This window comes from Mycolicibacterium rhodesiae, from assembly GCF_002086695.1.
Classification (GTDB): domain Bacteria; phylum Actinomycetota; class Actinomycetes; order Mycobacteriales; family Mycobacteriaceae; genus Mycobacterium; species Mycobacterium rhodesiae.
In genome coordinates, this window is record NZ_MVIH01000005.1 from 353,629 (window position 1) to 375,348 (window position 21,720).

Consider the following 21,720-nt stretch of genomic DNA (forward strand, 5'->3'; position numbering starts at 1 on the left):
CGGCGGTGTGCCCGAACGAGACGAAACATGCTCTGCCGCAATATCGCCGACCGCCGGTGGGGGTGTTATCAGAAACTGATCTATTCGCATGCCACGCGAATAACCAACTTACCACTTGACATAATGTGGCTTATCGGCAAAACGTGGCGACCACAATATCGGCACTGCGCGTTGGTTCTGCTGAAAGTCCGTGCCCTACTTGATGATTGCTCGATCAGCGCCCGGCCCGCTGTTTATGTATGCCATGGTTCCGCATCCGTTTGCGCGCACGCCGCAACGTCAGGTTCGCGATCAATCAATAGCCCAATCGTTCGGCGATGCAACTCGGCTGGGTGTGCCGCCCCCCGTCAGGCTCACCGCCATTCAATTCGTCACTGTGACGAATTGGGCTGCGCTGGCTACCTGATCGAAGCGCGCCGTGTATCGCCGCATCGTCGACTCCGACGGAGCGGAACCGTGACCGGCGCGGGCCGCTGCCACGTGTTCTGTCTCATGTGCGCGCGTAACTAGTCCGGTACTTATGTGGAGCTACGCCCACGCTGCGGACGAAGTGATAACGGAGCGAGGTGTGCGAGGCGAATCCGGATTGCTCGGCAATCCGGTTCATCGGCAGGTCGGTGGACTCGAGTAGTCGGCGCGCCAGGTTGATGCGAGTTTGCAGAAGCAGTTGTAGCGGTGTCGTGCCGAGGCGCGCCCGGAAATGGCGATTGAGGCTGCGTACGCTCATCGACGCGTGTCGGGCAATTGTGTCGAGGTCCAACGGCTCGAGGGCGTTCTCCTCCATCCACGTGACGATCGCCTGAAGTGAATCGTCCTCGGGCCGTGACGTTTCGATGTACGGCGCCTGACCGCCGTCGCGCCAGCTGGACAGGACGAGCCGCCGCGCAGTCCGGTCCGCGAGTTCTGCTCCAGCGTCCTGCCGGATGAGATGCAGGCACAGGTCCAGGCCTGCAGCGACGCCGGCCGAGGTCAGGATCTGACCGTCGTCGATGAACATCGCACCGGCGTCAACCTCCACTTCGGGGTATCGGCGTGCCAGAGCGTCGGCCCACTGCCAGTGCGTGGTCACTGTTCGCCCATCCAGCAACCCGGCCGCCGCCAGGGTGAACGCTCCGACGCAGATGGACCCGATGCGCGCACCACCGTCGTACGCCGCACGCAGAATGTCGATCACGTACTGGTCTGGTGGGCTCAGGAAGTCTTGCTTGCCCGGGACGATCACGACGTCGGCGGCCGCCAACTCGTCGAGGCCGAACGGTGCGCGGATCTCGATGGGGCCCCACTCCTGTGTGGTGGTAATCGTGCCGGCGGCGCAACATCGTACGTCGTAACGTCCCGGTTCGGCGATCTCCGTCAGCGCCAGATTGGCCATGCCGAAGACTTGCCCGGGAATCATCAGCTCGAAGCCCAATACTTGCTCGCACCCGAACACGCCGACGATCATGGCCAGATCTTAGCGACATATGTCTATCTAGCCACTAGTGCAGCTGGCTGTCCTACCGCAGGGTTGTGAGATCACCTGATGACGAAGGGCTCCGCATGACACTCTCCGATGACGCCTTCGCTGCGCAGTTCGGACTACCCGATTCGCCTGTCGCAACTGCAGCACGTCGACTCGCCCGTGACGTCTCCCCCGAGTTCGTCTACAACCACGTCGTCCGCAGCTACCTGTTCGCGCGGGAACTGTCAGCGACTGCCGGAGCCCCGGATCACGGCGACGGCGAACTTCTCTACCTCGTGTGCATCCTGCACGATCTCGGCGCGACGGAGTACGCGAATACCGACCAACGGTTCGAGGTGGACGGCGCGGATGCCGCTGCCCGCTTTCTCGCCGAGCATGGCCTCGACACCGCGCGCATCGACACCGCATGGACGGCCATTGCGCTGCACACCAGTGTCGGCCTGGCCCACCGGTTCGGATCCATTGCCGCAGTGGCGCAAATGGGCATCGGCACCGACATCATCGGCACTCACCGGCAACAGCTGCCCGACGGTTTTGCCGATCGCGTACACGCCGCGTGGCCACGCCACGACTTGGGCTACGCACTCGCTGCAGTCGTGGCCGAGCAGGCGCAGCGAAACCCCGTCAAGGCACCACCGATGAGCTTTCCGGCTCACTTCCACCAACTGATGTATCCCGAGCAGTCCGCGGGAACGTGGTTCGACGCCGTCGACGCCGCCGGCTGGAACGACCGCCCCCGTGCAATGCACGAAAGCAACTCATGACGAGCCCGTTCACGGAATTACAGGTGCCAGTGAGCGGCGGTTCGTTGACCGTGGGCCACCGGTCCGGTCGAGGACCGACATTGTTGCTCCTGCACTACTGGGGTGGCAGCTCTCGCACCTGGAACCCGATGCTCGCCCATCTCGACCCGCAGGTGCCGGTAGCGTTCTACGACCACCGCGGCTGGAGCCGCTCCAACACGCTGCCTGGTCCCTTCGACTTGGGACAGCTGGCCACGGACGCGGCCACCGTCATCGAGGCGCTCGGTACCGACGTCATCCTCGTCGGGCACTCGATGGGCGGCAAGGTCGCCCAACTCGTCGCGGCCGAACACCCCACTGCGCTCAAGGGTTTGATTCTGGTCGCACCCGCACCTCCGGAGCCGCCGGCCGCGATCACCGCGCAGTTCCAACAGCAACTCGCGCACGCCTACGACAACCCTGACACGGTGTCCAGCGCGGTCGATCACGTGTTGACAGCGATCCCACTTGCGGTGTCGGTGCGCGCGAGGATCGTCGAGGACAGCCTCGCCGGCGCGGCGGCGGCCCGTACGGAGTGGCCGCTGCACGGCATAGCCGAGAACATCACGACGGCCGCACAGCGCATCCTGATCGACACGACCGTCATCGCGGGAAGCCGCGACCTCGTCGAACCCGTCGATGTACTGCGTCAGCACTTGGAGCCCTTCATCTCGAAAGCATCCATCCGCGTCCTCGACGGGCCTGGCCATCTCATCCCACTCGAGGCACCCGAGGCCCTTGCCGGCGAATTGACGCGCTACCGACTCAATTCCGGCTAGGCGTGTGTCGCGTCGCACTCCTCATCGGCGGCAGTAAGCCACGACGGGACCGGCGGTGGCGTCGGGCCCGCCGGATTCGGCGCAGTCCACCGATCACCCCACTCGGCGAGGCTCGCAAGTACTGTTACCAGCGATTTCCCGCGGTCGGTGAGACGGTACTCGTATCGGGTCGGTTCAGATTGATAAGGCCGACGTTCCAGAATCTGTCGTTCGACGAGTTCGGCCAAGCGTCGGGTCAACGTGTTGTCGCTGATCGGCAGCCGGTTACGGAAGTCGTCGAACCGGGCGGCGCCGCCCAGTGCTTCGCGCACGATGAGCAGCGACCACCGTTCGCCAATCACGTCCAGCGCACGGCCAGCAGGGCAGTTGTCTGTCCCGAGTGAATTACGCATGCGCCCAGCCTATCTACTTCCAAACTGGAAGTCATGTGGTAGTTTCAAGAAGTCGCTTCCGTTTTGGAAGTTACCGCCCGAATGAAGGAAGCCACCATGAACACCAAGATCGTCAAGATCCCGGTCCTCGGCGACCACCTCGTCAACACCTTTCTCTTGATCGGGCGACGCCCTGTCCTCATCGACTGCGGTATGCCCAGCAGCGGTGATCGCATCTGGAACGGCATCGTCGCCGCTGGCGTCGATCCCACCGATCTGGAAATGATCATCGTCACCCACGGTCACGTCGACCACTTCGGCGCTGCTGCGGAACTCCAGACCCGCACCGGTGTTCCGGTTGCGGCGCACGAAGCTGACCTGGCCACCTACCAGGCCGGACACTCCGACCGCACCAAACGCCAGCCAATCGGCGTCTTCGGACACCTCTTCACCCGTACTCCCCCACCGAACGAAGTCACCCGACCTCTGCAGCCAGACCTGCTGCTGACAGGTGAGTATGGGCTGCAGGAGCACGGCATCGACGGTCGCATAATCCATACCCCCGGACACACCCCGGGATCGGTGTCGGTTCTACTCGATCAGGGCGATCTGATCGCCGGTGACATGCTCACCGGCGGCTTCCTGGGCCTGCTGCAGTACAGCCCCTCCAACCCTCCGTTTCACGACGACCCCGACCAGGCCTTGGACAGCTTGCAGGCTGCGTTGAGGATGGGCCCGCATACGTTGCACATCGGACACGGCGGCCCGATGCCCGCGACCAGCGTCCAGCGTTGGCTGGACCGTCAACTGGCTCAGAAAGTTTCACGCCGCCAGCATCCGGCAGCGCATTGACCGCTTTCGGGTAGGGCCACCCGGCGAGGTGACAACGGTGTCCGCGGCCCCCCGGCGGCTGTCGTTACGTCACGGTGACGAAACATCTCCGCCCGACGGCCGGCCCGTACTTCACGAATCATATTGCCCGGCACTATCTTCGACCGATGGGTTGCCGTACGTCTGGGTTCGGAGGCCGGCCCGGCTCGGGCATCCGCGAACTTGACCGTACACTCCCGTCGCGAAAGAACCACGCCCCCAACACAATTCGTAACCGCGACGTTTATCCCTGGCGGGAGCTAGAATTCGTCACTGTGAGATCTGCGCCTCGGGGCGAGCGCTGATGACGCGGGACGTGTGGGGCCGGTGCCTGGCTGCAGTCGTTCTCACCGCCTCGGCGGCCGGTCTCGGAGCCCTCGGCGTGACCGGCACCGCAGCCGCCGATTGCTTCCAACGCGGTGGTTATAACCCCGCCCCCTGCTCAACCCCAGCTCCGAAAAGCGGCGGTGCGTCGAAGGCATCGTCAACGAGCACCGCACCTACCCCGGACGATCAGGATGCCGATCAGGGCGGGTCCGGATCGCCGGACAAGGACCAGTCGGAGAGCAGCCCGACCGGGTCAACGCCCGCAGATTCCGGACTGACCGCCTGCCAGAATCAAAGCGCGATGACGACCTCTCTCGGACTGCCAACCGCCACCTGTCGCGCGAGCCAGGGCCCGAACACCCCGCCCGACTCCGGTATGACGGCCTGCCAGAACCAAGGCGCCATGCCCATCGCCATCGGCCTGCAACCCACCACCTGCCGGGCCAGCCAAGGCCCCAACACCCCACCCGACTCCGGCGTGACCGCCTGCCAAAACCAAAGCGCCATGCCCATCGCCATCGGCCTACAACCCACCACCTGCCGGGCCAGCCAAGGCCCCAACACCCCACCCGACTCCGGCGTCAACGCGTGTCAAAACCAAAACGCGATGGCGAACTCGCTCGGTCTTCAGCCCGCGGTCTGTCCGCCCAGCGCGCGTGGTTGACGCGCCGTTTACGGCCGAAGACTGCGCAGGGTGCTCTTCACGAACTTCTCGAGGACCACATCGCGGGCAGTCCCGGTGTCGCGGGCGCTGATCAGAACGGCATGGAGCCCGATCAGGAAGAACGCCGCGGCGTCATAGGCTTCGACATCGTCGTAGAGTTCGCCGCGGATACGGGCACGCTCGACCTCCGCGGCAAGCAGTACGAAAGTCGGGTGTCTGCTCCATTGCTCGTCCTGAACCAGGGACGGCGAGAAATAAAGGCTGATGACATCACGGAAAAGCGCCGCGCCCCAACGATTCTCGAGTTCAACGACCAGCCTGATGATCTCGGTGAGGACGGCTTCCAGATCGTGCCGGGTCTCCAGGAACCGACTGAGTTCCTCGCCGAGGTAGTCCTCGTCGCGCCGGATCAACTCGAGCAGGACATGCTCCTTGGTCGGGAAGTGAAAGTAGAAGGTACTCCGGGCAACTCCCGCAGCCTCGACGATGGCGTTGATGTCCGCCGAGTTCGAGCCAGCCCGCTGAAACTCGACGATCGCAGCGTCGAGCACACGTGCACGCGTCCGACGACGCTGGGCTTCGCGATTCGTCGCTGTCTCTCGCACGCGTCCATTGTGCCGCATACCCGTCATTCGCCGACACTTGTCACTCAAAACCGATAAACATCGAGATAGACACGGAGCGGGCGATCCATTTCGTTGTTATCTGTCAGTGAACGTGCTACAAAAAGTCCGATGAACACACGAGGTCAACGCATTCTGCTGTGGACCGCGCCGCCCGCGGCGGCACTGCTCGCCCTGGCTTACGTACTGTTTCCGGTCTTCTCCCCGCCGCTGTCCCCGACAATGTCCCCCTACGAAGTCGCGGCGTTCTTCCGCGAGAACGCCACCGGCGTGCTCGGCGTTGCGATTCTGTGCAATCTGATCGCCGGTTCCCTGATCCCGCTCTTCGCGGTGACGGCTGTCCAGATATCGCGGGTCGCGACCTCCAGCGTGGTCCTCACCTACGCCTACATCATCTGCGTCGGTGTCGGGACAACGGCGTTCATCCTGGCCGACTATTGCTGGGGCATGGCGGCTTTCCGGCCCGCCCGCGATCCCGAGCTCATCAGTCTGCTCAATGACATGGCCTGGTTCTTCTTCATCGCGCCGGTCGGCACCATCATCGTGCAGAATCTGTGCTTCGCGCTGAGCGTGTACCTCGACGAGCGGCCCGATCCGATCTTCCCGCGCTGGGCGGCGCACTTCAACGTCGCTACCGTCGCACTGCTGGCCCCGAGCGCGTTCTCGATTCTGGTCAAAACCGGTCCCCTGGCCTGGAACGGCACGCTGTCATTCACGCTGCGACTGTTGACTTTTGCGGCCTACATCGTGGTGATGTTCGTCGTCCTTCTGCGTGCGGTGAACCGCCAGGGCAGCGAGCGGGAAGTCCTCGCGTGACACCGCGACGGAAGAACCGCAAGCTCGACCAATGGATCACCTTCTGGAGTGTGCCGTTCTTCTTCAACGTGTTCGGTCTGGTGTTCGTGCCATTGAGTTGGATGATGCCGCCGAGATCGCCGAGCGCCTCGACAGCACAGATCGTCGCATTCATGCAGTCCCACAATCTGCTCGTCGCGTGCGTGCTGCTGACGCTCACGTTCGGACTCGCACCGGTGTCGAACGCGGTGTATCTCATGCAGATCAAGCGGATGTCGGTGAGCCCGGCGTTCCGGTACACGCTGATGATGGGGGCCATCTCCGGTGCCGTCGTCGGCATGCTGTTCCCGATGTTCTGCTTCGGCCTCGGCGCGTTTCGCCCCGGCTACAGCCCGGCCGTGCTCGCGATGCTCTACGACTTCGGCTATCTGGCGTTCATCGGATCCCTCGGCTGCTTCTGTGTCATGTGGATGGCGTTCGGGCTGGCCATCCTTCTCGACAAGAACAATGTCCTGCCGAAGTGGTTGGGCTACTACACCGTGTGGCAGTACATGACCGAGTTGATGGCCGCGCCGGTGTGGATCAACAAGTCGGGACCCTTCGCGTGGAACGGGCTGATGACGTTCTGGTTCACCGTGGTTCTCTACGTCTCGTGGCAGCTGGTCGTCTACACCTGCATCTACCGGTCGATCAAGAGGCAGCCCGCGACCGAACTCGACAACGCCGACCTGTACACCGCCACAGGCGATTCCAGCATCGGCGTGACCGCATGATCGAGGTCGCGGAGGGGCGATCCGGCAACCTCGGCGACTCCCGCCCGGACCACCACGGGCGGGGACACATACCCGGCGATCCGAGCATGTGGTTCTTCGTCATCGGCGATCTGCTCATCTTCGGCGTCTACTTCGTCGGCTACGTGTATTACCGCGGCCAGAACCCAGGACTCTTTCTGCAGAGCCAGGCTCGGCTCAACATGGACATCGGCGCGATCAACACCGTTGTGCTGCTGACCAGTTCGTTGTTCGTGGTTTTCGGGACCACCGCGGCACGAGCTGGCAATGCCACGGATGCGCTGCGCCGGTTCGTCGTCGCGCTGGTGTTGGGTGCCGTGTTCCCGATCCTGAAGATGTTCGAGTGGATTCCGGAGATCACCGCCGGCATCACGCCAGGGACCAACCTGTTCTTCATGTTCTACTTCGTGATGACCGGTCTGCATCTGTGTCACGTCCTGCTCGGTCTGGTCATCATGTGCTTCGTGATCCGGAATCTGAAGCTGTCTACGCCGCCGAAGATCTCGTTCGTCGAGACCGGTGCCACCTACTGGCACATGGTCGACGTGCTGTGGCTAGTCCTGTTCGCCGCGTTCTACCTGATGAGGTGACGATGACGTCGTTGATCCGCAACCCGCTGACCATCGTGTGGGCGCTGCTGACGGGTGTCACCGTCGTGTCGTGGCTGGTCTCCCGCGACGGTGGGGCCGCTCATCAGCTCAATGCGACGGTCACCACCGTCGTGCTCCTGATCGCGGCGGTGAAGGCCCAGCTGGTGATCTGGCATTTCATGGAGGTCCGCCGGGCGCCGCTGTGGCTCATGGCCGTTACCAGCGGCTGGGTGATCGTGGTTGTCGCGGCAATGCTCGGCGTCTACTTCGCCGGCGGATGACGGCGACGCACGGTCAGAACTCGGTCCACCACGGCTTGAGATCAAGATTGAAGGAGATCGTCTTCGGCGCCCGGCTGGTGCCGCCGAACCAGCTGTTGATCCGGAATGCGGACAGCTGATTCGGGTGCAGCCCCTCGGGAATCGGCTTGTACACCAGCGTGTCTCCGTATTGCACGGTGATGCCCTGGTAGTCGGCAGTGAAGGTGAACGTCTGACCGACGGGTACCGAGACGATCTCGGAGGCGGTCGGCATGATCCTGGCGGTGTCGACGTTGTAGTACGGCCCGACTTCGAACATCTGGGTGGTCACGTTGTACCGCCAGGCCACCATGATCGCGTCGGTGTCCGGCCGCAGGAGCGTGAACGATATACCGGTCAGCTTGTTCCAGTCGTACTGGTCGGCGGTCTGCAGGTCGTAGACCGAGCTGTCGGTGAAAGTGGCATTCCCGGCCACGCGTTTGGCGAAGAACACCATCTGCGGCGGCAACGCCAAGTGGGTGTTCTTGAAGATGACGATCCGGTGCCGCAACGGGTTTCGGGCCGACGTCGCGGCCGTCGGTTGACGCGTCGTTGCGACAGGACGTTTCGTGGTGTTGGGGGCTACCCGGGCAGCCGCCGGCCGGCGAGCAGCGGCGGTCTTGTGATTGCGTGCGCTCGTCGCACTGTGTGCGCTCGTGTTGTCGGAAGAACCCGCCGGCGCGGCCGACGCCGGCTGCGCACCCGCGATACCCATGGCCAGCCAGATCCCGAATCCGACCGCCACACCGCCCAAAAATCCCGTCAACCGCACCCCCGGCATCGGCAGAGCCTATCGACGTGTGATGGGCAGCGGGCTCTGTTTGCTGAGATCGGCCGCCCGGCAATTCGGTCCGGAAATCGTTACCCGCGTTTACCCGACCGCGGCTTCGGGGACATGTTCAGTTCAACAGCCGACCGGATGAGGGCCGCCAACGCAGCTTCGTCGATGACATCGCCTTCGTGGAAATCGATGGCCCGCCGGGTGTTGCCGTCAAGGCTCGCATTGAACAGACCCGAGGGGTCCGGCAGTGCCGCGCCTTTGGCGAATGTCATCTTGACCGCGGCCTTGTAGGCCTCTCCCGTGCAGATCATTCCGGCGTGTGACCAGACCGGGACGCCCCGCCATTTCCACTCCTCGACCACCTCGGGATCGGCCCGCTTGATCACGTCGCGGATCTGGGCGAGTGTCGCGCCTCGCCAATCGTCGAATTCGGCAATTCGCGCGTCGATTCGCTGTGAAGCGGTCAGGTCGTCGTCAGCCATATGCCCATCATGGCCACACCGACTGCGATTTTGTATTCGCCGGTCACAGGGAGTATCTTTTCCCGCGGCCCAGAATTGTTTCGGAAAGCTTGAAGATGCGTACTCATTACAGAACTCGCGGCTTCTCCACTCGTCCGCAACGGGGTCTTCGTACCCATCAGGTGCTTCGGCCGATGGCCGGTCAGTGCTTCGAAATCGATATTCGGTTCGAGAGCAACCGGTGGCTTGTCCGGATTCCCGAAATCAACGATGCCACCGAGGCGACGACACGGGACAAGGTCGAACTGGCGGCCCGTGAATGCATCGCCGCCCGCACTGGCATCCCCATCGGATATATCTCGGTCTGGGTTCGCGACTGATCGCAATCCCGTTGCGGCGCAACGGTTGAGTGCACTCTGTCAAGGAGCGACGGGTCTGAACAACGGGATCCACACCCGGGTGTCGTCGCCGCCGGACAACGCGGTCCACTCTTCGAAAAACACCTCCACCTCGAGCCCGATGCTCATGTCGGCCGGCTCGACATCGACGACGTTGGTGATCAGCCGAACCCCGGAGTCCTCAGCGATTTCGACGATCGCCACGATGTAGGGCGGCTCAAAACCTGGAATCCAGGGCTGCCGGTCCACGCTGAACGCCGCGACGGTGGCTCGCCCGGATACCTTCTCCGGCGCGACATCGGTGCTGCGGCAACGCCAGCAGGCGGGCCCCGGCGGGTGAAAAAAATGGCCACATGCGTGGCACCGGCTGATGAGTAGATTGCCGTCGCGGCCGCCGGTCCAGAATGCTTCTGATTCGGGTGTTGGGCTGGGCGCGAGCCGTAAACCCGGTCGCTGATAGCTCATCGGCTGCTCACCAACATCGAACCCGCTACCGGACCTCCGCCGACGCCGACCGCAACGACTTCCGGCGTGCGTGGAGCCTGACGTTCGCCGCCCTCGCCCCACAGCTGCACACAGGCCTCGTGCAGGAAGCCCATACCGTGCAGCCGGCCGCCCGACAGCTGGCCGCCACTGGTGTTCAGCGGCAGCTGCCCGTCGAGGGCGATTCGGTCACCGCTCTCGATGAACTCACCGACCCGGCCGTGCTCGCAGAACCCCAACGCCTCCAACCACATCACTGTCAGGAAGCTGAAGCCGTCGTACAACTGCGCCATGTCGACGTCGCTCGGCCGCAGTTCGGTGTGCTCCCATAACGTGGCGGCCGAATCGTGGGCCGCCATTGTGGTGAGGTCGAAACGCTGTTCCCACGTTGGTCTTTCGAACATGCCCGGCCCGACGGACTCGACGGTCAGTGGGTGGCGAGGCAAGCCGCCGCAGGCATCGCGGCGGGAGACGATGACGGCGGTGGCCCCGTCGCAGGGCACATCACAGTCGTAGAGGCACAAGGGTTCCGAGATCATCCGCGCCGACAGATAGTCCTCCATCGTCAGCGGTTCGCGGTAGACGGCGTCGGGGTTGCGACCGGCGTTGCGCCGGGCGTTGAGCGCGATTGCACCGAGCTGTTCACGGGTCAGGCCGAAATCGTGCATGTAGCGCTGCGCCGGCATCGCCAGCCAGTTGGCCGCCGACAACGCCCCGAACGGCGCGGTCCACTCCATCTGCGGGGGCAGCTTGCCACCTCCGCCGAGCAAGACCGACGCGTGACCTCCGCCGGCCTGCTGGGCGGCGGTGGATTCCCACACCGACCGGAACACCACTACGTGGTTGGCCAGGCCCAGGGTGACGGCCATACAGGCTTCGATCACCGGGCCGATCTGGCCCGCGGTCTCCAACCCGGACATGTACCACCTGCTGCGCAGGCCCAGAGCGGTCCGCACCTCGGTGATGTTGGCACCGGAGAAACCCGGGTTGGCAGCGACCGCACCCGGGTAGCTGGCGATGCCGTCGACGTCGTCGACGTCGAGCCCGGCATCGGTGATCGCGCGCAGCACCGCTTCGATCGTCAGCTCCAATCCGGTGCGGCCCAATCGGCGCCCGACCTGTGACTTGCCTGCGCCGGTGATCACGGCCTTACCGTCGAACGGCCCGCGGCTCGTCACGACGTGCGGGCCTCGTCCTGCGCGCGAGCGACCTGCTTTGCCCGCATGGTCTGGTCGGTCAGGCCGAGCGCGATCAGCACGTCGATCGCGGTGATCACCAACCCCCAGTAGTACATCCACCGGATGGTCGGGTCGGGTTGCACGGCGAAGTACACCACCAGGAATATCGGGCCGACGATGCCGAACACCAGGCACATCGCCTGAACTTTCAGATACACCAGGAAGGTCTCCATCGTCACTGCTCACCGCGGGCGACGGGCCGGTCCGGATCCGAGCTCCATTGCGACCACGATCCCGGGAACAGTGCCGCGTCACGGCCCGCGGCGGTCAACGCGGCAACGGCGACCGCCGCGGTGATGCCCGATCCGCAGTACACACCGATCGGTGCGGACGGGTCGATGCCGCAGGCGGCCAGCAGAGCGTCAACGGCGGTGCCACTGATGAAGCTCTCATCCCCAGTGAGCAGTCCGGTGCTCGGCAGGTTGCGTGCCCCGGGGATGTGCCCGGCTACCGCGTCGACCGGTTCCACGTCACCGCGGAAACGTTCCGGCGCGCGAGCATCCAGCAGCGGCCGGCTGCCGACCTCGTCGGCGGTCAGGGTGGGCAACGCACCGTCGTAGAGGTCGTCGTGGGTCACCGTGACGTCGCCGGGGGATGGGTCGACTGAACCGGTGTCGACACGCCCACCTGCAGCTTTCCACGCCGCCCAGCCGCCGTCGAGAATGCGGACGCCTGGGATGCCCGCCGCCGTCAGCACCCACCAGGCCCGTGCCGAGCCGGCTCTGTTCCAGTCGTCGTAGACCACCACGGTCTGCCCCGAGCGGATCCCCCAACGCCGGGCGGCAGCCTGCACAGCAGTGCCGGTCGGCAGCGGATGCCTACCGCGGCCGGACACCGTGTGGTCGCTCAGGTCGTCGTCCAGCGACACGTAGACCGCACCGGGAACATGCCCCTGCAGGTACTGCTCTCGCCCGTCCGGCTCGCTCAAGGTCCAGCGGACGTCGAGCACGGTCACCGGTTCACCGGCCGCCAGTCGATTGACCAGCGCTTCAGCGGTGATCAGCACGTCAGCGCGCCCAGTCATCGCATCTCCCCGTTCGTCGTCGGTCGGCACCGATGATCATGCCCTCGCGCACGCGTGGACGCAGGCATCAGGTGGTCAACCTGAGAAGAAGCTGAAATCGAGTAGTGCACTACGCGTGCGCACGTCGATATCGGCCCGATAACTTTGCTACAGCATCAGACGAGACACGGATTCCGCCGGGGGGCGCCGGGATCGCCTGATGGTTCGCACCGCCGACTATGGGGGGTGTGGTGCGAACGCCGGGCGGCGCTGGGGAAGGTCATCGAGCCTTCCCCGGCGTCCGTGGTTCTCTCGGACATCCTCGTCCGGCAGCCGACGGTAGGGTCCGCCGGATGACGTCTGCAGCGGCATTCACCGCCGACGGCCGGCCTCGCGCCCGTGGACTAGACATCCCGCTTGCCGGCGAGCCAGGCCCACTCAACGCCATCACCGATGTGGTCGGTGTCGAGGTCGGCGTGATCACCCTGATGGCCGGCGACGGGAAACTGATCGTGGGCAGCGGACCGGTACGCACCGGCGTCACCGCGATCCTGCCCCGCGGCCGGGGCGGACTCGGACGGCCGTGCGCCGCAGGCTGGTTCTCCCTCAACGGCAACGGCGAGATGACCGGCACCACCTGGATCGAGGAATCCGGTGCCTTCACTCTTCCTGTGCTGCTGTCGAATACGCATGCCGTAGGCGCGTGCCACGCGGGAGTGATCTCCTGGGTGAACCGGGTCGATCCGGTACTGGCCCGTCAGTGGCTGCTGCCGGTGTGCGCCGAGACGTGGGACGGCTACCTCAACGACATCAACGGCGGGCACGTGCGCCCCGAGCACGCCGAAGCAGCACTCGACCAGGCCACCGGAGGTCCGGTGCCGGAAGGATCGGTCGGTGGCGGCACCGGGATGAATTGCTATGAATTCAAGGGCGGCAACGGAACTGCGTCCCGGCTGGTGCGATACGGAAGCCGCACCTTCACGGTGGGCGCCTTCGTCCAAGCGAATTTCGGCGCGCGCCATGAACTCACGGTTGCCGGGCGACTCATCGGCCCGCACCTGGACGTCGACAATCCGCTCGACGGCGACTGGTTCGAGCGCGACCTCAACCGGCCGCCGCCCGGAGCGGGTTCGGTGATCGTCGTGATCGCCACCGACGCCCCGCTGCTGCCGGGCCAGTGCAAGGCCCTGGCCCGACGGGTGCCGCTCGGGCTGGCCCGCACGGGGACCACCGGAAGCCACTTCTCCGGAGACATCTTCTTGGCCTTCTCGACAGCCGACGCACCGGATCTGGCCAGCCGATTCCCCGTGGGTCCGGTCGGCGACGACGAATTCGGCCTTTTGCGATTCCTGCCGTGGGGCCGGATGGACGACTTCTACGCCGCCGTCGTGCACAGCGTGGAGGAGGCTGTCCTCAACTCATTGGTGGTCAACGCCGACATGGTGGGCCGCGACGGGCACCGCTCCCCCGCGTTACCGCACGACCTGCTGCGCGCGCTGCTGTGACTCAGACGTTCAGCGTCGGAATCGTATCGGGCTTGCTGAAGTCGATCTGAGCCGCCGGGTTCGCGATGGCGGTGACCAGACCGGTCGCGAACGGACCCGCGTCGTCGAACAGCGTCCCGGCCCCGACCGAGATGCCCTCCGATGTCCAGTGCGAATCGCCTTGCACTCCAATGTGTTCCGATTGCGGCAACCGGGACAGTGCGACCGTGAGATCACCGTTGATGTAGCCGATCCCCTTGGTTCCGAGGTTGCTGACCAGGCTGGTGGCCTCGGCGACGACGACGGTGCGGACGAACGGCGTGATGTCGTGGCCGGCGACCACGTCGATCGGGCAGTGGTAGACGCGTTTGCGTGAGGTGTTCTGATGCGCGCCCCCGTCGGCGAGCCAGCCGACATCGTCGCTGCCGATGAAATAGCCGTGCCGCTCGCCACCGGCCGGCGGGGTGAACTCGGCGTCGGCCGTCCACTCTTCGCCGGGTGGCGGTTCGGACAGCCGGTATTGCACCATCGTCGCCCGTGCGACGATCGCATCGCCCTGGAGGACGTCGCATTCCGAGTTTCGAATCCGCCTGCCGTCACGAATCAGCCGGACGCGGACCATCGTCGGCACCCGACGCGCCGCCTTGAACAGGTCGACCGTGAGTCGGGCCGGCAGGAACTCGGGCAGGCCGAACCGCTGCTCGAGGTTGAACGCGGCCAGGCTCACCACGGCGGGCCCGTTGAGCATGTCGTCACCCCACCGGCTTCGCGCATTCTCCGTCGGATGGAAGTTGCCGTCGGGATCGGAAATGAAATGCGCCGGTCGGGTGGCCATCCGGGCATCCTCGCACAGCCCCCTCCGGCGTCTGGCACTCGGTGCTTAGACGACATAATCAACACGTGCCGGACCTCGAAGCCACTTATGCCGGCGCCGGATATCACCGGCCTGGGCTGCTCGTGGCCACGCTGAGCGTCGTGGCCCTGACCGTGGCGGTGCTGCAGACCGGCGTCGTGCCGGTGCTCGGCGTGATGGCCCGACAGCTGCATGCGTCCCCGGTCGATGTCAGCTGGGCTGTCACGGCCAACCTTCTCGCGGCGGCGGCGACCACTCCCCTCATCGGACGGTTGGCCGATCTGTACAGCAAGAAAGGGGTGCTGCTGGCGGTGCTGGGGATCGTGCTCGCCGGCTCGCTGCTGGCCGCCCTGACGTCCTCGCTTCCGCTGCTGATCACCGCGCGGGTGCTGCAGGGTGCCTCGTACTCGCTGTACCCGATCGGGGTGTCCATCCTGCGCGAGGAGCTGTCCACCGACCGTCTCATGCGGGCGATGGCCGTGCTGTCCGGCTCGCTCGGATTCGGCGGCGGCATGGGCCTGGTCGTCACCGGGCTGTTGATGCGTGGTGACGCCGGCTATCACCGGGTGTTCTGGTTGACCACGGTGTTCACGGTGCTGGTGATCATCGCGGTCCTTGCGGTGCTGCCGACCCGCCCGCGAAGTTCGGCGGGGACCGTCGATTGGGGCGGCGCGGCCGGGCTGGCGTTGGGCCTGTCCGCGGTGCTGCTGGCGATCACCCAGGGGCACGGCTGGGGCTGGGTATCGGCACGCACGGTCGGCTGCCTGGCCGCCGGGCTGGCGGTGCTGAGCGCCTGGTGGTGGTGGGAACGCCGCGGCCCCCACCCGCTGGTGTCGACGGCGATGCTGTCGCGCCGGCCGATCCTGTTGACCAATCTCGCCACGATCCTGGTCGGAATGGGCCTGTACTTCGCGTTCCTCGGGCTCACCGACTTCGTCCAGGCGCCAACCGGTAGCGGCTATGGCTTCGGTGCAACGGTGCTCGGCGCCAGCGTGATGTTCTTGCTGCCCGGCGCTCTGGCCGGGTTCCTGACCGCGGTGGCCAGCGGTCGCTATATCGACCGCTTCGGCGCCCGGGCGGTGTTGATGGTCGGCGCCGCGGCAGGCGTCCTCGGATTCGTGCTGCTGGCCGTCCTGCACAACCAGCCGTGGCAGGTGATCATGGCCGGCGTGCTGGCCAACGCCTACATCAGCCTGGCCTACGGGGCCTTGCCTGCCCTGGTCGTTCGCGAGGTCGACGCAGGCGAAACCGGGGTTGCGACAAGCATGAACGCCATCGCGCGCACCGTCGGCAGTTCGATCGCCGCCGCGATCGTCGCGGTCTTGCTGGGCCGCTCGGACCACGGCCACACCCCGGAGAGCAGCTTCACCGCCATCTTCGCGCTCGGCGCGATCACTGCTGCCGCCGCGATGCTGCTGATCTCGATCACCCGGCCGAAGTTGCGGGTCGCCTCGACCGAGGACGTCACCGAGTCGCGCGCGATGAACCACGAGTGGGGCTGAGCTACCCGGGCTGAACGGGTGTCGGTGTGTCGCGCGTGCCGGCGCGGGCCGCCCCGATGCCTGCGGCGACGACGAATCCGACGCCCAGGATCGCCCACGAGTTGGGCACCTGATGCACGACGAGGAACCCGATCACCAGTGCGAGCGCCGGCTCCAGGCTCATCAGCGTCCCGAATGCCGCGGTGTTCAGACGGCGCAATGCCAGCAGCTCGAGAACGAACGGCGCGATCGGCAGCAACAGGGCCAAACCGAGGCCGATGAGGATCATGTGCGGCGTCATCCGGGGCAGCACCGCCCAGCCGACCGCCGCGGTGATGGTGACCGCGGCGACCGGCATCGACACCCCGAGACTCTGCAGCCCGCTCACCCGGTCGCCGACGCGCTGGGTCAGCAGGATGTAAGCCGCCCAGCAGCCCGCGGCACCCAGCGCGAACCCCACCCCGACCAGGTCGATTGCACCTTGTGCCGGCTGCGTCAGTGCCGCGACGCCGACCGCGGCCAGCGCCGGCCACACCCAGCGGCCTCGCCCGTGGCCGCTGATGACCGCCACGGCCAGTGGTCCGAGAAACTCCAGCGCGCTGGCCGTCCCCATCGGGATGCGCGCCAACGCGGCCATGAACAACATGGTGGTCAGCGCGGTCACCAGTCCGAGCAGCACGCAGATCCCCAACGTAGCCCGACTGAACGCCGAGGGCCGTGGGCGCACGAGCGCCAGCAGCAGCACCCCGGCCCAGGCCACCCTCAGCCACGCGGCGCCTTCGGCCCCGATCTGGCCGATCAGTCCGATCGCCACCGCAAGCCCGAGTTGGACGCACACCATCGCGGCCACTGCCAGGGCAGCACCCACGCGGGCCGGATGTGCGGTCATGGTTCGCATTCAACGACACCCGGCGCACCATGACGGCGCCGGGCTGGTATCAACGTCTCTGACATCCCATAAGGAACGGACGCTGCGGAACGGACGTGCTGTGACTTCTTCACCGAAGGACGAGTCTCTCGACTCGATCAGCCGAAGCCTGGCCCAGGTCGTGCGCCTGACCAGCAGCCGATCCCTGTTCGCCCGGCAGGCCGGCGCAGCGGGCGTGGGCCTGACCCAACCGTCGTATGCGCTGCTGCGGATTCTGATCGACAACGGCCCGCTGCCCATGGGGGCCCTGGCGCGGGGCGCCCACATGGACCTGGGGATGGCGACGCGTCAGGTCACCTCCCTGGTCGACGCGGGACTCGTGACCCGCAACCCGGATCCGACCGACCTGCGGATCGCCCTGGTGGCGGTCACCGCGCAGGGCCGGCGCGAAGCCGGGAAGCTGCTCGGCGTCCGAATCGGTCATCTGCAGCGGGCACTGTCGGGGTGGACGGCAACCGAACTCGACCAGTTCGACCGCTTCCTGATCCGCTTTGTCGCCGACTCCCTCGCCACCCCGATCGACGACTGACTCGCCATTCGGCGATTTGCTTGACTTTGTCAATCTTTCACTTCTAGCCTTCGACCATGGCCGGGGCGCGGTTCCATTTCGACGTGGGCAACTACGTCACGATGCTGCGGCTCGTGCGCGCCGAGACCGACAGATCCCGCCGTCGAAAGCTGCTCGCCGCGTTCTTGATCGGCGTTCCGGCGATGGCCGCCGTCCATGCCGTCTGCTTTGCACTTGACCCGGTGTTGTTCCCGTCATTGCGCCGCACCCAGGTCCGCGAGCCGGTCTTCTGCGTCGGCCACGCCCGCAGCGGAACGACCTACCTGCACCGACTGATGGCCCGCGACGGCCAGTTCAGCGTGGTCATGATGTACGAGATGTTCTTCCCGTCGCTGTTGGAGAAGCGGCTGCTCCGGCTGTTGTTCCGTGCCGACGAAGTGCTGTGGGGGAAGCGGCTGCGACACCGAATCGAGGCGATCGAAGAGCGTGCCTTCGCCGAGACCAACGACATGCACCGCACCGGGTTCTTCGCCGCAGAGGAAGATGACTTCCTGCTCACGTGGTCACTCGCGTCGGGATTCTGGATCGTCCTCTTCCCGTATCTGGGTCAACTCGACTTCTACCACGTCGACCGGTGGAGCGAACGCAAGCGCCGGCGCCTCATGCTGTTCTACAAAGAGTGCGTGCGACGCCAACTGGCCCTCAACGGCGGCCGGACACATCTGAGCAAGAACCCGACCTTCTGTGGGCGCGTGGAAGCGCTCATCGAGACCTTCCCCGACGCGAAATTCATTGTGCCGATGCGCAATCCCTACGAGACCATTCCGAGTCTGCTGAAGATGCTGCAGACCACGTGGGAGTTGCAGGGTCGTGACGAGCGCCTGATCCTGGAATCGATCCGGATTCTGGCCGATCAGTCCTTCGACGCGTACTGTCATCCGCTCGACGTGCTGGCCCGCCATCCCGAAATACGGTCGTGCGTCGTCGATTACCGCGACCTGGTCGGCGATCCGACAACAACCATGCGGCGCGTCTACGACGAGCTCGAGCTCGATCTGCCTGCGGACGTGGCCGCGGCCATTGGCGCGTCCCGCGGCCAGGGCCATGAAACCACCCACCGGTACAGCCTCGACGAGTTCGGTCTGGACCCCGAAGCGATCCACGTCCGGCTCGCCCCCCTCTTCGACCAGTTCGGCTGGCCGACCGACGGACACGAAGGAGAACACGCCGGTGCCAACTGATCACGGTGCAGCCGAGCTGCGCGCCGCCTGGGACGACCTGACCTCCGCCCTGAACCGGGCCCGCGACGCCGTCGACTCCGAAGCGCTGCACGCTCCCCCGCCGACCGAACGCGGACTGGCCGAGGGCTACCGCTACCTGCTCGGGTTCACGTTCGCCGCCATCGAACGTGCTTTCTTCGAAGACCCGAACTTTCCGTACTTTCGCCGGGCCATCCAGCCCGCCGACAAGGCCACCATCGACAATGCCGACGCGCTCTACCTGTCCGCGGCCATCGACGGCGACCACACCTATCGCATTCGGGGCCGGGTACTGGCCAAACGGCCCCAGTACATCATCTTCGAGACCCACACCGCCTACGCCGGCGACTCGGGCAGTCTGATGGAACTGAGCCCAGCCCATCGGATGATCACCGGGTCGCTGGACAGTAGTGAACTGCGCGTCGACGACGACGGCCGGTTCGAGATCGTGGTCGGTCCAGAACCGCTCCCCGACTCTGACGGCAACTTCCTGTCCAGCCGCCGGGTTACCGACAACGGTTCTGGGACAGCGCAATACCTCATCGTGCGGCTGCTCTTCCATGACTGGGCCAACGAGGTCTGCCCGGATCTGCACATCGAACAGATCGGTCAGGAGGGCCGGCATCCGGCGCCGCTCGACGCGCAGGCTGCCGCGAGCCGGATGCGCAGGGCGGGTGCGATCGTGGAGAACCAGATGAAGTTCTGGAACGAGTTCTACGACATCATCCTCGAGGCCCATGGCGACCGCAACGGTGACGGCGCAACGTTCATGCCGCGCAACGGATTGAACGCGCCGGCCCGTGCCAACCTGGCCACCGGCGGCGGCCAGAACACGAATGTCTACGCCGGCGGGGTCTTCGATCTGGACCCGGACCAGAGTCTGCTGATCGAGACCAGAGTGCCGGTCGAGCCCGCCTACAGCGGATTTCACCTCAGCAACCTGTGGGGTGAGTCGCTGGACTACGCCAATCACCAATCCAGCCTGAACGGGTTTCAGGCCGAACCGGACGACGACGGTGTCGTCCGCTACGTTGTGGCCGCCCGCGATCCCGGCGTGCCGAACTGGCTGGACACGACCGGCTTGCAGAAGGGCTTCCTCAGCTTCCGGTGGACGTACGCCCAGGACCCCGAGCGACTGCCCGAAATCTCGGTAAGCACTGTGCCTTTGGCTCAACTGCGCGACCACCTGCCGGCCACCTCACGAACGGTCTCGGCTGCCGAACGCGCCGACCAGATCGCCATCCGCCAGGCACACGTCCAGCGTCGGTACCGCCAGTACTGATCCGGCTCAGCCGGTGACGCGGTCCACCAGTTCGCCGGCCAGTGCGAACGCCGATGTCGCGGCCGGCGACGGCGCGTTGCGGACATGAGAGATGTGCCCGTCGCGGGAGATCACGAAATCGTCGACGAGAGAGCCGTCCCGGCTGACCGCCTGGGCCCGGACACCGGCGTGCGAGCTGCCGTCCAGGTCGGCCAGGGTCAGGCCGGGCATGTATCGGGCCGCGGCAGTGACGAAGGCCCGCCGGCTGGCCGCCATCCGGATCTCGTCGAGCCCGACGCGCCAGTACCGGCGCGCCACCCGCCAGGTGCCGGGCCACGCCAGCGTCTCCCAGGAGTCACGAATACTCAACCGGCGCAGCGAGTACGCATCACGGGCACCGACCATCATGGCGGTCGGGCCCAGCGTCACGGCACCGGTGATGTGCTTGGTGATGTGCACCCCGAGGAATGGCAATTCGGGATTGGGCACCGGATAGATCATGCCGTTCAGTCGCGGCGAATCCGTCGGTGTGAGTCCGAGGTAGGCGCCGCGGAACGGCACGATCTGGGGGTCACGCGGGGCCCCGGCCCGACGGGCGAGGCGGTCCGCCCACAGTCCGGCGCAGGCGATGACCGTCTGCGCCCGCAACGGCTCGCCGGTGGTGTGGACGATCGGGTTGTCCGCCCCCTCGATCGCAGTGACCTCGGTGCCGAACCGGATCGACACGCCCGCTGCCGTCAGCTCGGCGACGAGAGTACGCGCCACCGCGGGATAGTCGACGATCCCGGTGTTTGGCGCATGAAGTGCCTGCAGGCCAACAGCATTGGGTTCGATCTCGGCTATCTCCTGGGCACCGATGCGACGCAACCCCGGCACGGCATTGGCGATGCCCCGCTCCTGCAAGTCATCGAGGCGGCCGAGCTCGTCGGCTGATACCGCGACAATCAGCTTGCCGCACCGCTCGTGGCTGATCGCGTTGTGCTCGCAGTACTCGTACATCATCCGGGCGCCGTCGACGCAGAGCCGAGCTTTCAGTGATCCCGGCTGGTAGTAGATCCCGCCGTGGACCACACCGGAGTTGTGGCCGGTCTGGTGGCGGGCAGGCGCGTCCTCGCGCTCGACGACGGCCACCGAGTCCTGGGGACGCCGCGACATCCACTCCCTGGCCACGGCCAGGCCGACGATGCCGGCGCCGACCACCACGAGGTCAAACCGACCAGGAGAACCCG

The 21,720-nt window shown here is 65.7% G+C and carries 26 protein-coding genes; 13 read left to right on the forward strand and 13 right to left on the reverse strand.

Annotated features, from left to right (window positions below; genetic code table 11):
* Positions 1–490 precede the first annotated feature (490 nt).
* A complete protein-coding gene (locus BST42_RS14040; RefSeq protein ID WP_083119444.1) occupies positions 491–1,444 on the reverse strand; it encodes a GlxA family transcriptional regulator in 954 nt (317 codons plus the stop codon).
* A 95-nt stretch (positions 1,445–1,539) separates the two neighbouring features.
* Between BST42_RS14040 and BST42_RS14045 the strand changes: the two genes are divergently transcribed.
* Both BST42_RS14045 and BST42_RS14050 read left to right on the forward strand, forming a co-directional pair.
* The gene (locus BST42_RS14045) at positions 1,540–2,226 is read left to right on the forward strand and encodes an HD domain-containing protein (protein WP_083119447.1); all 687 of its coding nucleotides are present in this window, start codon (positions 1,540–1,542) and stop codon (positions 2,224–2,226) included.
* 80 nt (positions 2,227–2,306) lie between these two features.
* Positions 2,307–3,023, forward strand: coding sequence for an alpha/beta fold hydrolase (locus tag BST42_RS14050; protein ID WP_237159416.1), 717 nt, complete (start codon positions 2,307–2,309; stop codon positions 3,021–3,023).
* Here the strand turns inward: BST42_RS14050 and BST42_RS14055 are convergent.
* Complete coding sequence (locus BST42_RS14055) at positions 3,020–3,415, reverse strand: winged helix-turn-helix transcriptional regulator (RefSeq protein WP_083119450.1); 396 nt, start codon at positions 3,413–3,415, stop codon at positions 3,020–3,022. The genes BST42_RS14050 and BST42_RS14055 overlap by 4 nt on opposite strands.
* Positions 3,416–3,511: 96 nt before the next feature.
* Here BST42_RS14055 and BST42_RS14060 point away from each other — a divergent pair, with 96 nt between their 5' ends.
* Positions 3,512–4,246 (forward strand): MBL fold metallo-hydrolase, encoded by a 735-nt coding sequence (locus BST42_RS14060; RefSeq protein WP_110918612.1) that lies wholly within the window; start codon positions 3,512–3,514, stop codon positions 4,244–4,246.
* A 636-nt stretch (positions 4,247–4,882) separates the two neighbouring features.
* Here the strand turns inward: BST42_RS14060 and BST42_RS14065 are convergent.
* Both BST42_RS14065 and BST42_RS14070 read right to left on the reverse strand, forming a co-directional pair.
* The gene (locus tag BST42_RS14065; protein ID WP_083119730.1) at positions 4,883–5,098 is read right to left on the reverse strand and encodes a hypothetical protein; all 216 of its coding nucleotides are present in this window, start codon (positions 5,096–5,098) and stop codon (positions 4,883–4,885) included.
* 165 nt (positions 5,099–5,263) lie between these two features.
* Positions 5,264–5,878 (reverse strand): TetR/AcrR family transcriptional regulator, encoded by a 615-nt coding sequence (locus BST42_RS14070; protein ID WP_083119456.1) that lies wholly within the window; start codon positions 5,876–5,878, stop codon positions 5,264–5,266.
* A gap of 111 nt (positions 5,879–5,989) precedes the next feature.
* On the opposite strand from BST42_RS14070, the gene BST42_RS14075 reads away from it, so the two are divergent.
* The 4 genes from BST42_RS14075 to BST42_RS14090 are packed head-to-tail and all read left to right on the forward strand — an operon-like array spanning position 5,990 to position 8,335.
* Entirely contained in the window at positions 5,990–6,694 is a 705-nt protein-coding gene (locus BST42_RS14075) for a hypothetical protein (RefSeq protein ID WP_083119459.1), read from the forward strand.
* Complete coding sequence (locus tag BST42_RS14080; protein ID WP_083119462.1) at positions 6,691–7,446, forward strand: hypothetical protein; 756 nt, start codon at positions 6,691–6,693, stop codon at positions 7,444–7,446. The genes BST42_RS14075 and BST42_RS14080 overlap by 4 nt, the downstream gene beginning before the upstream one ends.
* Entirely contained in the window at positions 7,443–8,054 is a 612-nt protein-coding gene (locus BST42_RS14085; RefSeq protein WP_083119464.1) for a cytochrome c oxidase subunit 3 family protein, read from the forward strand. Before BST42_RS14080 ends, BST42_RS14085 begins: the two co-directional genes overlap by 4 nt.
* Before the next feature lie 2 nt (positions 8,055–8,056).
* A complete protein-coding gene (locus tag BST42_RS14090; protein WP_083119467.1) occupies positions 8,057–8,335 on the forward strand; it encodes a cytochrome C oxidase subunit IV family protein in 279 nt (92 codons plus the stop codon).
* Positions 8,336–8,348: 13 nt separating this feature from the next.
* Here BST42_RS14090 and BST42_RS14095 read toward each other — a convergent pair whose 3' ends face one another.
* Positions 8,349–9,134 carry a hypothetical protein gene (locus BST42_RS14095; protein ID WP_083119470.1) on the reverse strand — a complete coding sequence of 262 codons (786 nt, stop codon included), beginning with the start codon at positions 9,132–9,134 and terminating at the stop codon, positions 8,349–8,351.
* Positions 9,135–9,214: 80 nt separating this feature from the next.
* Positions 9,215–9,616 (reverse strand): DUF1801 domain-containing protein, encoded by a 402-nt coding sequence (locus tag BST42_RS14100; RefSeq protein ID WP_083119472.1) that lies wholly within the window; start codon positions 9,614–9,616, stop codon positions 9,215–9,217.
* Positions 9,617–9,789: 173 nt separating this feature from the next.
* Here BST42_RS14100 and BST42_RS14105 point away from each other — a divergent pair, with 173 nt between their 5' ends.
* Complete coding sequence (locus tag BST42_RS14105) at positions 9,790–9,975, forward strand: long chain fatty acid-CoA synthetase Faa4p (protein WP_083119475.1); 186 nt, start codon at positions 9,790–9,792, stop codon at positions 9,973–9,975.
* Positions 9,976–10,014: 39 nt separating this feature from the next.
* On the opposite strand, the gene BST42_RS14110 is transcribed toward BST42_RS14105, so the two are convergent.
* Genes BST42_RS14110 through BST42_RS14125 form a run of 4 tightly spaced genes read right to left on the reverse strand, consistent with a single transcriptional unit; the run spans position 10,015 to position 12,738 of the window.
* Positions 10,015–10,458, reverse strand: a complete 444-nt coding sequence (locus BST42_RS14110; protein ID WP_083119477.1) for a Zn-ribbon domain-containing OB-fold protein — start codon at positions 10,456–10,458, stop codon at positions 10,015–10,017.
* The gene (locus BST42_RS14115; RefSeq protein ID WP_083119480.1) at positions 10,455–11,654 is read right to left on the reverse strand and encodes a thiolase family protein; all 1,200 of its coding nucleotides are present in this window, start codon (positions 11,652–11,654) and stop codon (positions 10,455–10,457) included. The genes BST42_RS14110 and BST42_RS14115 overlap by 4 nt, the downstream gene beginning before the upstream one ends.
* Positions 11,651–11,887, reverse strand: coding sequence for a hypothetical protein (locus BST42_RS14120; RefSeq protein ID WP_083119483.1), 237 nt, complete (start codon positions 11,885–11,887; stop codon positions 11,651–11,653). Before BST42_RS14120 ends, BST42_RS14115 begins: the two co-directional genes overlap by 4 nt.
* Before the next feature lie 2 nt (positions 11,888–11,889).
* Positions 11,890–12,738, reverse strand: a complete 849-nt coding sequence (locus tag BST42_RS14125) for a sulfurtransferase (RefSeq protein WP_083119733.1) — start codon at positions 12,736–12,738, stop codon at positions 11,890–11,892.
* A gap of 332 nt (positions 12,739–13,070) precedes the next feature.
* Between BST42_RS14125 and BST42_RS14130 the strand changes: the two genes are divergently transcribed.
* Positions 13,071–14,222, forward strand: coding sequence for a DmpA family aminopeptidase (locus tag BST42_RS14130; RefSeq protein WP_083119485.1), 1,152 nt, complete (start codon positions 13,071–13,073; stop codon positions 14,220–14,222).
* A 1-nt stretch (position 14,223) separates the two neighbouring features.
* Here BST42_RS14130 and BST42_RS14135 read toward each other — a convergent pair whose 3' ends face one another.
* On the reverse strand, positions 14,224–15,036 hold the full coding sequence (locus BST42_RS14135; RefSeq protein ID WP_083119488.1) for an acyl-CoA thioesterase domain-containing protein: 813 nt from the start codon (positions 15,034–15,036) through the stop codon (positions 14,224–14,226).
* 65 nt (positions 15,037–15,101) lie between these two features.
* Between BST42_RS14135 and BST42_RS14140 the strand changes: the two genes are divergently transcribed.
* The gene (locus BST42_RS14140) at positions 15,102–16,556 is read left to right on the forward strand and encodes an MFS transporter (RefSeq protein WP_083119491.1); all 1,455 of its coding nucleotides are present in this window, start codon (positions 15,102–15,104) and stop codon (positions 16,554–16,556) included.
* Between the two features lies 1 nt (position 16,557).
* On the opposite strand, the gene BST42_RS14145 is transcribed toward BST42_RS14140, so the two are convergent.
* Positions 16,558–17,424 carry an EamA family transporter gene (locus tag BST42_RS14145; protein WP_083119494.1) on the reverse strand — a complete coding sequence of 289 codons (867 nt, stop codon included), beginning with the start codon at positions 17,422–17,424 and terminating at the stop codon, positions 16,558–16,560.
* 100 nt (positions 17,425–17,524) lie between these two features.
* On the opposite strand from BST42_RS14145, the gene BST42_RS14150 reads away from it, so the two are divergent.
* From BST42_RS14150 to BST42_RS14160, 3 genes are read left to right on the forward strand one after another with little or no spacing between them, the layout of a single operon-like run.
* Positions 17,525–17,992 carry a MarR family winged helix-turn-helix transcriptional regulator gene (locus tag BST42_RS14150; RefSeq protein ID WP_237159417.1) on the forward strand — a complete coding sequence of 156 codons (468 nt, stop codon included), beginning with the start codon at positions 17,525–17,527 and terminating at the stop codon, positions 17,990–17,992.
* Between the two features lie 56 nt (positions 17,993–18,048).
* A complete protein-coding gene (locus BST42_RS14155) occupies positions 18,049–19,212 on the forward strand; it encodes a sulfotransferase family protein (RefSeq protein ID WP_083119499.1) in 1,164 nt (387 codons plus the stop codon).
* Entirely contained in the window at positions 19,202–20,512 is a 1,311-nt protein-coding gene (locus BST42_RS14160; protein WP_083119501.1) for a DUF1214 domain-containing protein, read from the forward strand. Before BST42_RS14155 ends, BST42_RS14160 begins: the two co-directional genes overlap by 11 nt.
* A 6-nt stretch (positions 20,513–20,518) precedes the next feature.
* Here the strand turns inward: BST42_RS14160 and lhgO are convergent, their stop codons facing one another.
* Entirely contained in the window at positions 20,519–21,694 is a 1,176-nt protein-coding gene (gene lhgO, locus BST42_RS14165) for an L-2-hydroxyglutarate dehydrogenase (protein ID WP_308207468.1), read from the reverse strand.
* Positions 21,695–21,720 lie beyond the last annotated feature (26 nt).

What these genes read in the sequence shown, in the direction of transcription:
- BST42_RS14130 (WP_083119485.1), top strand. Translation starts at nt 13,071, where the DNA reads ATGACGTCTGCAGCGGCATTCACCGCCGACGGCCGGCCTCGCGCCCGT.
- BST42_RS14040 (WP_083119444.1), bottom strand. Translation starts at nt 1,444, where the DNA reads ATGATCGTCGGCGTGTTCGGGTGCGAGCAAGTATTGGGCTTCGAGCTG.
- BST42_RS14095 (WP_083119470.1), bottom strand. Translation starts at nt 9,134, where the DNA reads ATGCCGGGGGTGCGGTTGACGGGATTTTTGGGCGGTGTGGCGGTCGGA.
- BST42_RS14110 (WP_083119477.1), bottom strand. Translation starts at nt 10,458, where the DNA reads ATGAGCTATCAGCGACCGGGTTTACGGCTCGCGCCCAGCCCAACACCC.
- BST42_RS14060 (WP_110918612.1), top strand. Translation starts at nt 3,512, where the DNA reads ATGAACACCAAGATCGTCAAGATCCCGGTCCTCGGCGACCACCTCGTC.
- BST42_RS14085 (WP_083119464.1), top strand. Translation starts at nt 7,443, where the DNA reads ATGATCGAGGTCGCGGAGGGGCGATCCGGCAACCTCGGCGACTCCCGC.
- BST42_RS14135 (WP_083119488.1), bottom strand. Translation starts at nt 15,036, where the DNA reads ATGGCCACCCGACCGGCGCATTTCATTTCCGATCCCGACGGCAACTTC.
- BST42_RS14120 (WP_083119483.1), bottom strand. Translation starts at nt 11,887, where the DNA reads ATGGAGACCTTCCTGGTGTATCTGAAAGTTCAGGCGATGTGCCTGGTG.
- BST42_RS14155 (WP_083119499.1), top strand. Translation starts at nt 18,049, where the DNA reads ATGGCCGGGGCGCGGTTCCATTTCGACGTGGGCAACTACGTCACGATG.
- BST42_RS14125 (WP_083119733.1), bottom strand. Translation starts at nt 12,738, where the DNA reads ATGACTGGGCGCGCTGACGTGCTGATCACCGCTGAAGCGCTGGTCAAT.
- BST42_RS14075 (WP_083119459.1), top strand. Translation starts at nt 5,990, where the DNA reads ATGAACACACGAGGTCAACGCATTCTGCTGTGGACCGCGCCGCCCGCG.
- BST42_RS14070 (WP_083119456.1), bottom strand. Translation starts at nt 5,878, where the DNA reads ATGCGGCACAATGGACGCGTGCGAGAGACAGCGACGAATCGCGAAGCC.
- BST42_RS14055 (WP_083119450.1), bottom strand. Translation starts at nt 3,415, where the DNA reads ATGCGTAATTCACTCGGGACAGACAACTGCCCTGCTGGCCGTGCGCTG.
- BST42_RS14100 (WP_083119472.1), bottom strand. Translation starts at nt 9,616, where the DNA reads ATGGCTGACGACGACCTGACCGCTTCACAGCGAATCGACGCGCGAATT.
- BST42_RS14065 (WP_083119730.1), bottom strand. Translation starts at nt 5,098, where the DNA reads ATGGCGCTTTGGTTTTGGCAGGCGGTCACGCCGGAGTCGGGTGGGGTG.
- BST42_RS14145 (WP_083119494.1), bottom strand. Translation starts at nt 17,424, where the DNA reads ATGACCGCACATCCGGCCCGCGTGGGTGCTGCCCTGGCAGTGGCCGCG.
- BST42_RS14045 (WP_083119447.1), top strand. Translation starts at nt 1,540, where the DNA reads ATGACACTCTCCGATGACGCCTTCGCTGCGCAGTTCGGACTACCCGAT.
- BST42_RS14105 (WP_083119475.1), top strand. Translation starts at nt 9,790, where the DNA reads ATGGCCGGTCAGTGCTTCGAAATCGATATTCGGTTCGAGAGCAACCGG.
- BST42_RS14090 (WP_083119467.1), top strand. Translation starts at nt 8,057, where the DNA reads ATGACGTCGTTGATCCGCAACCCGCTGACCATCGTGTGGGCGCTGCTG.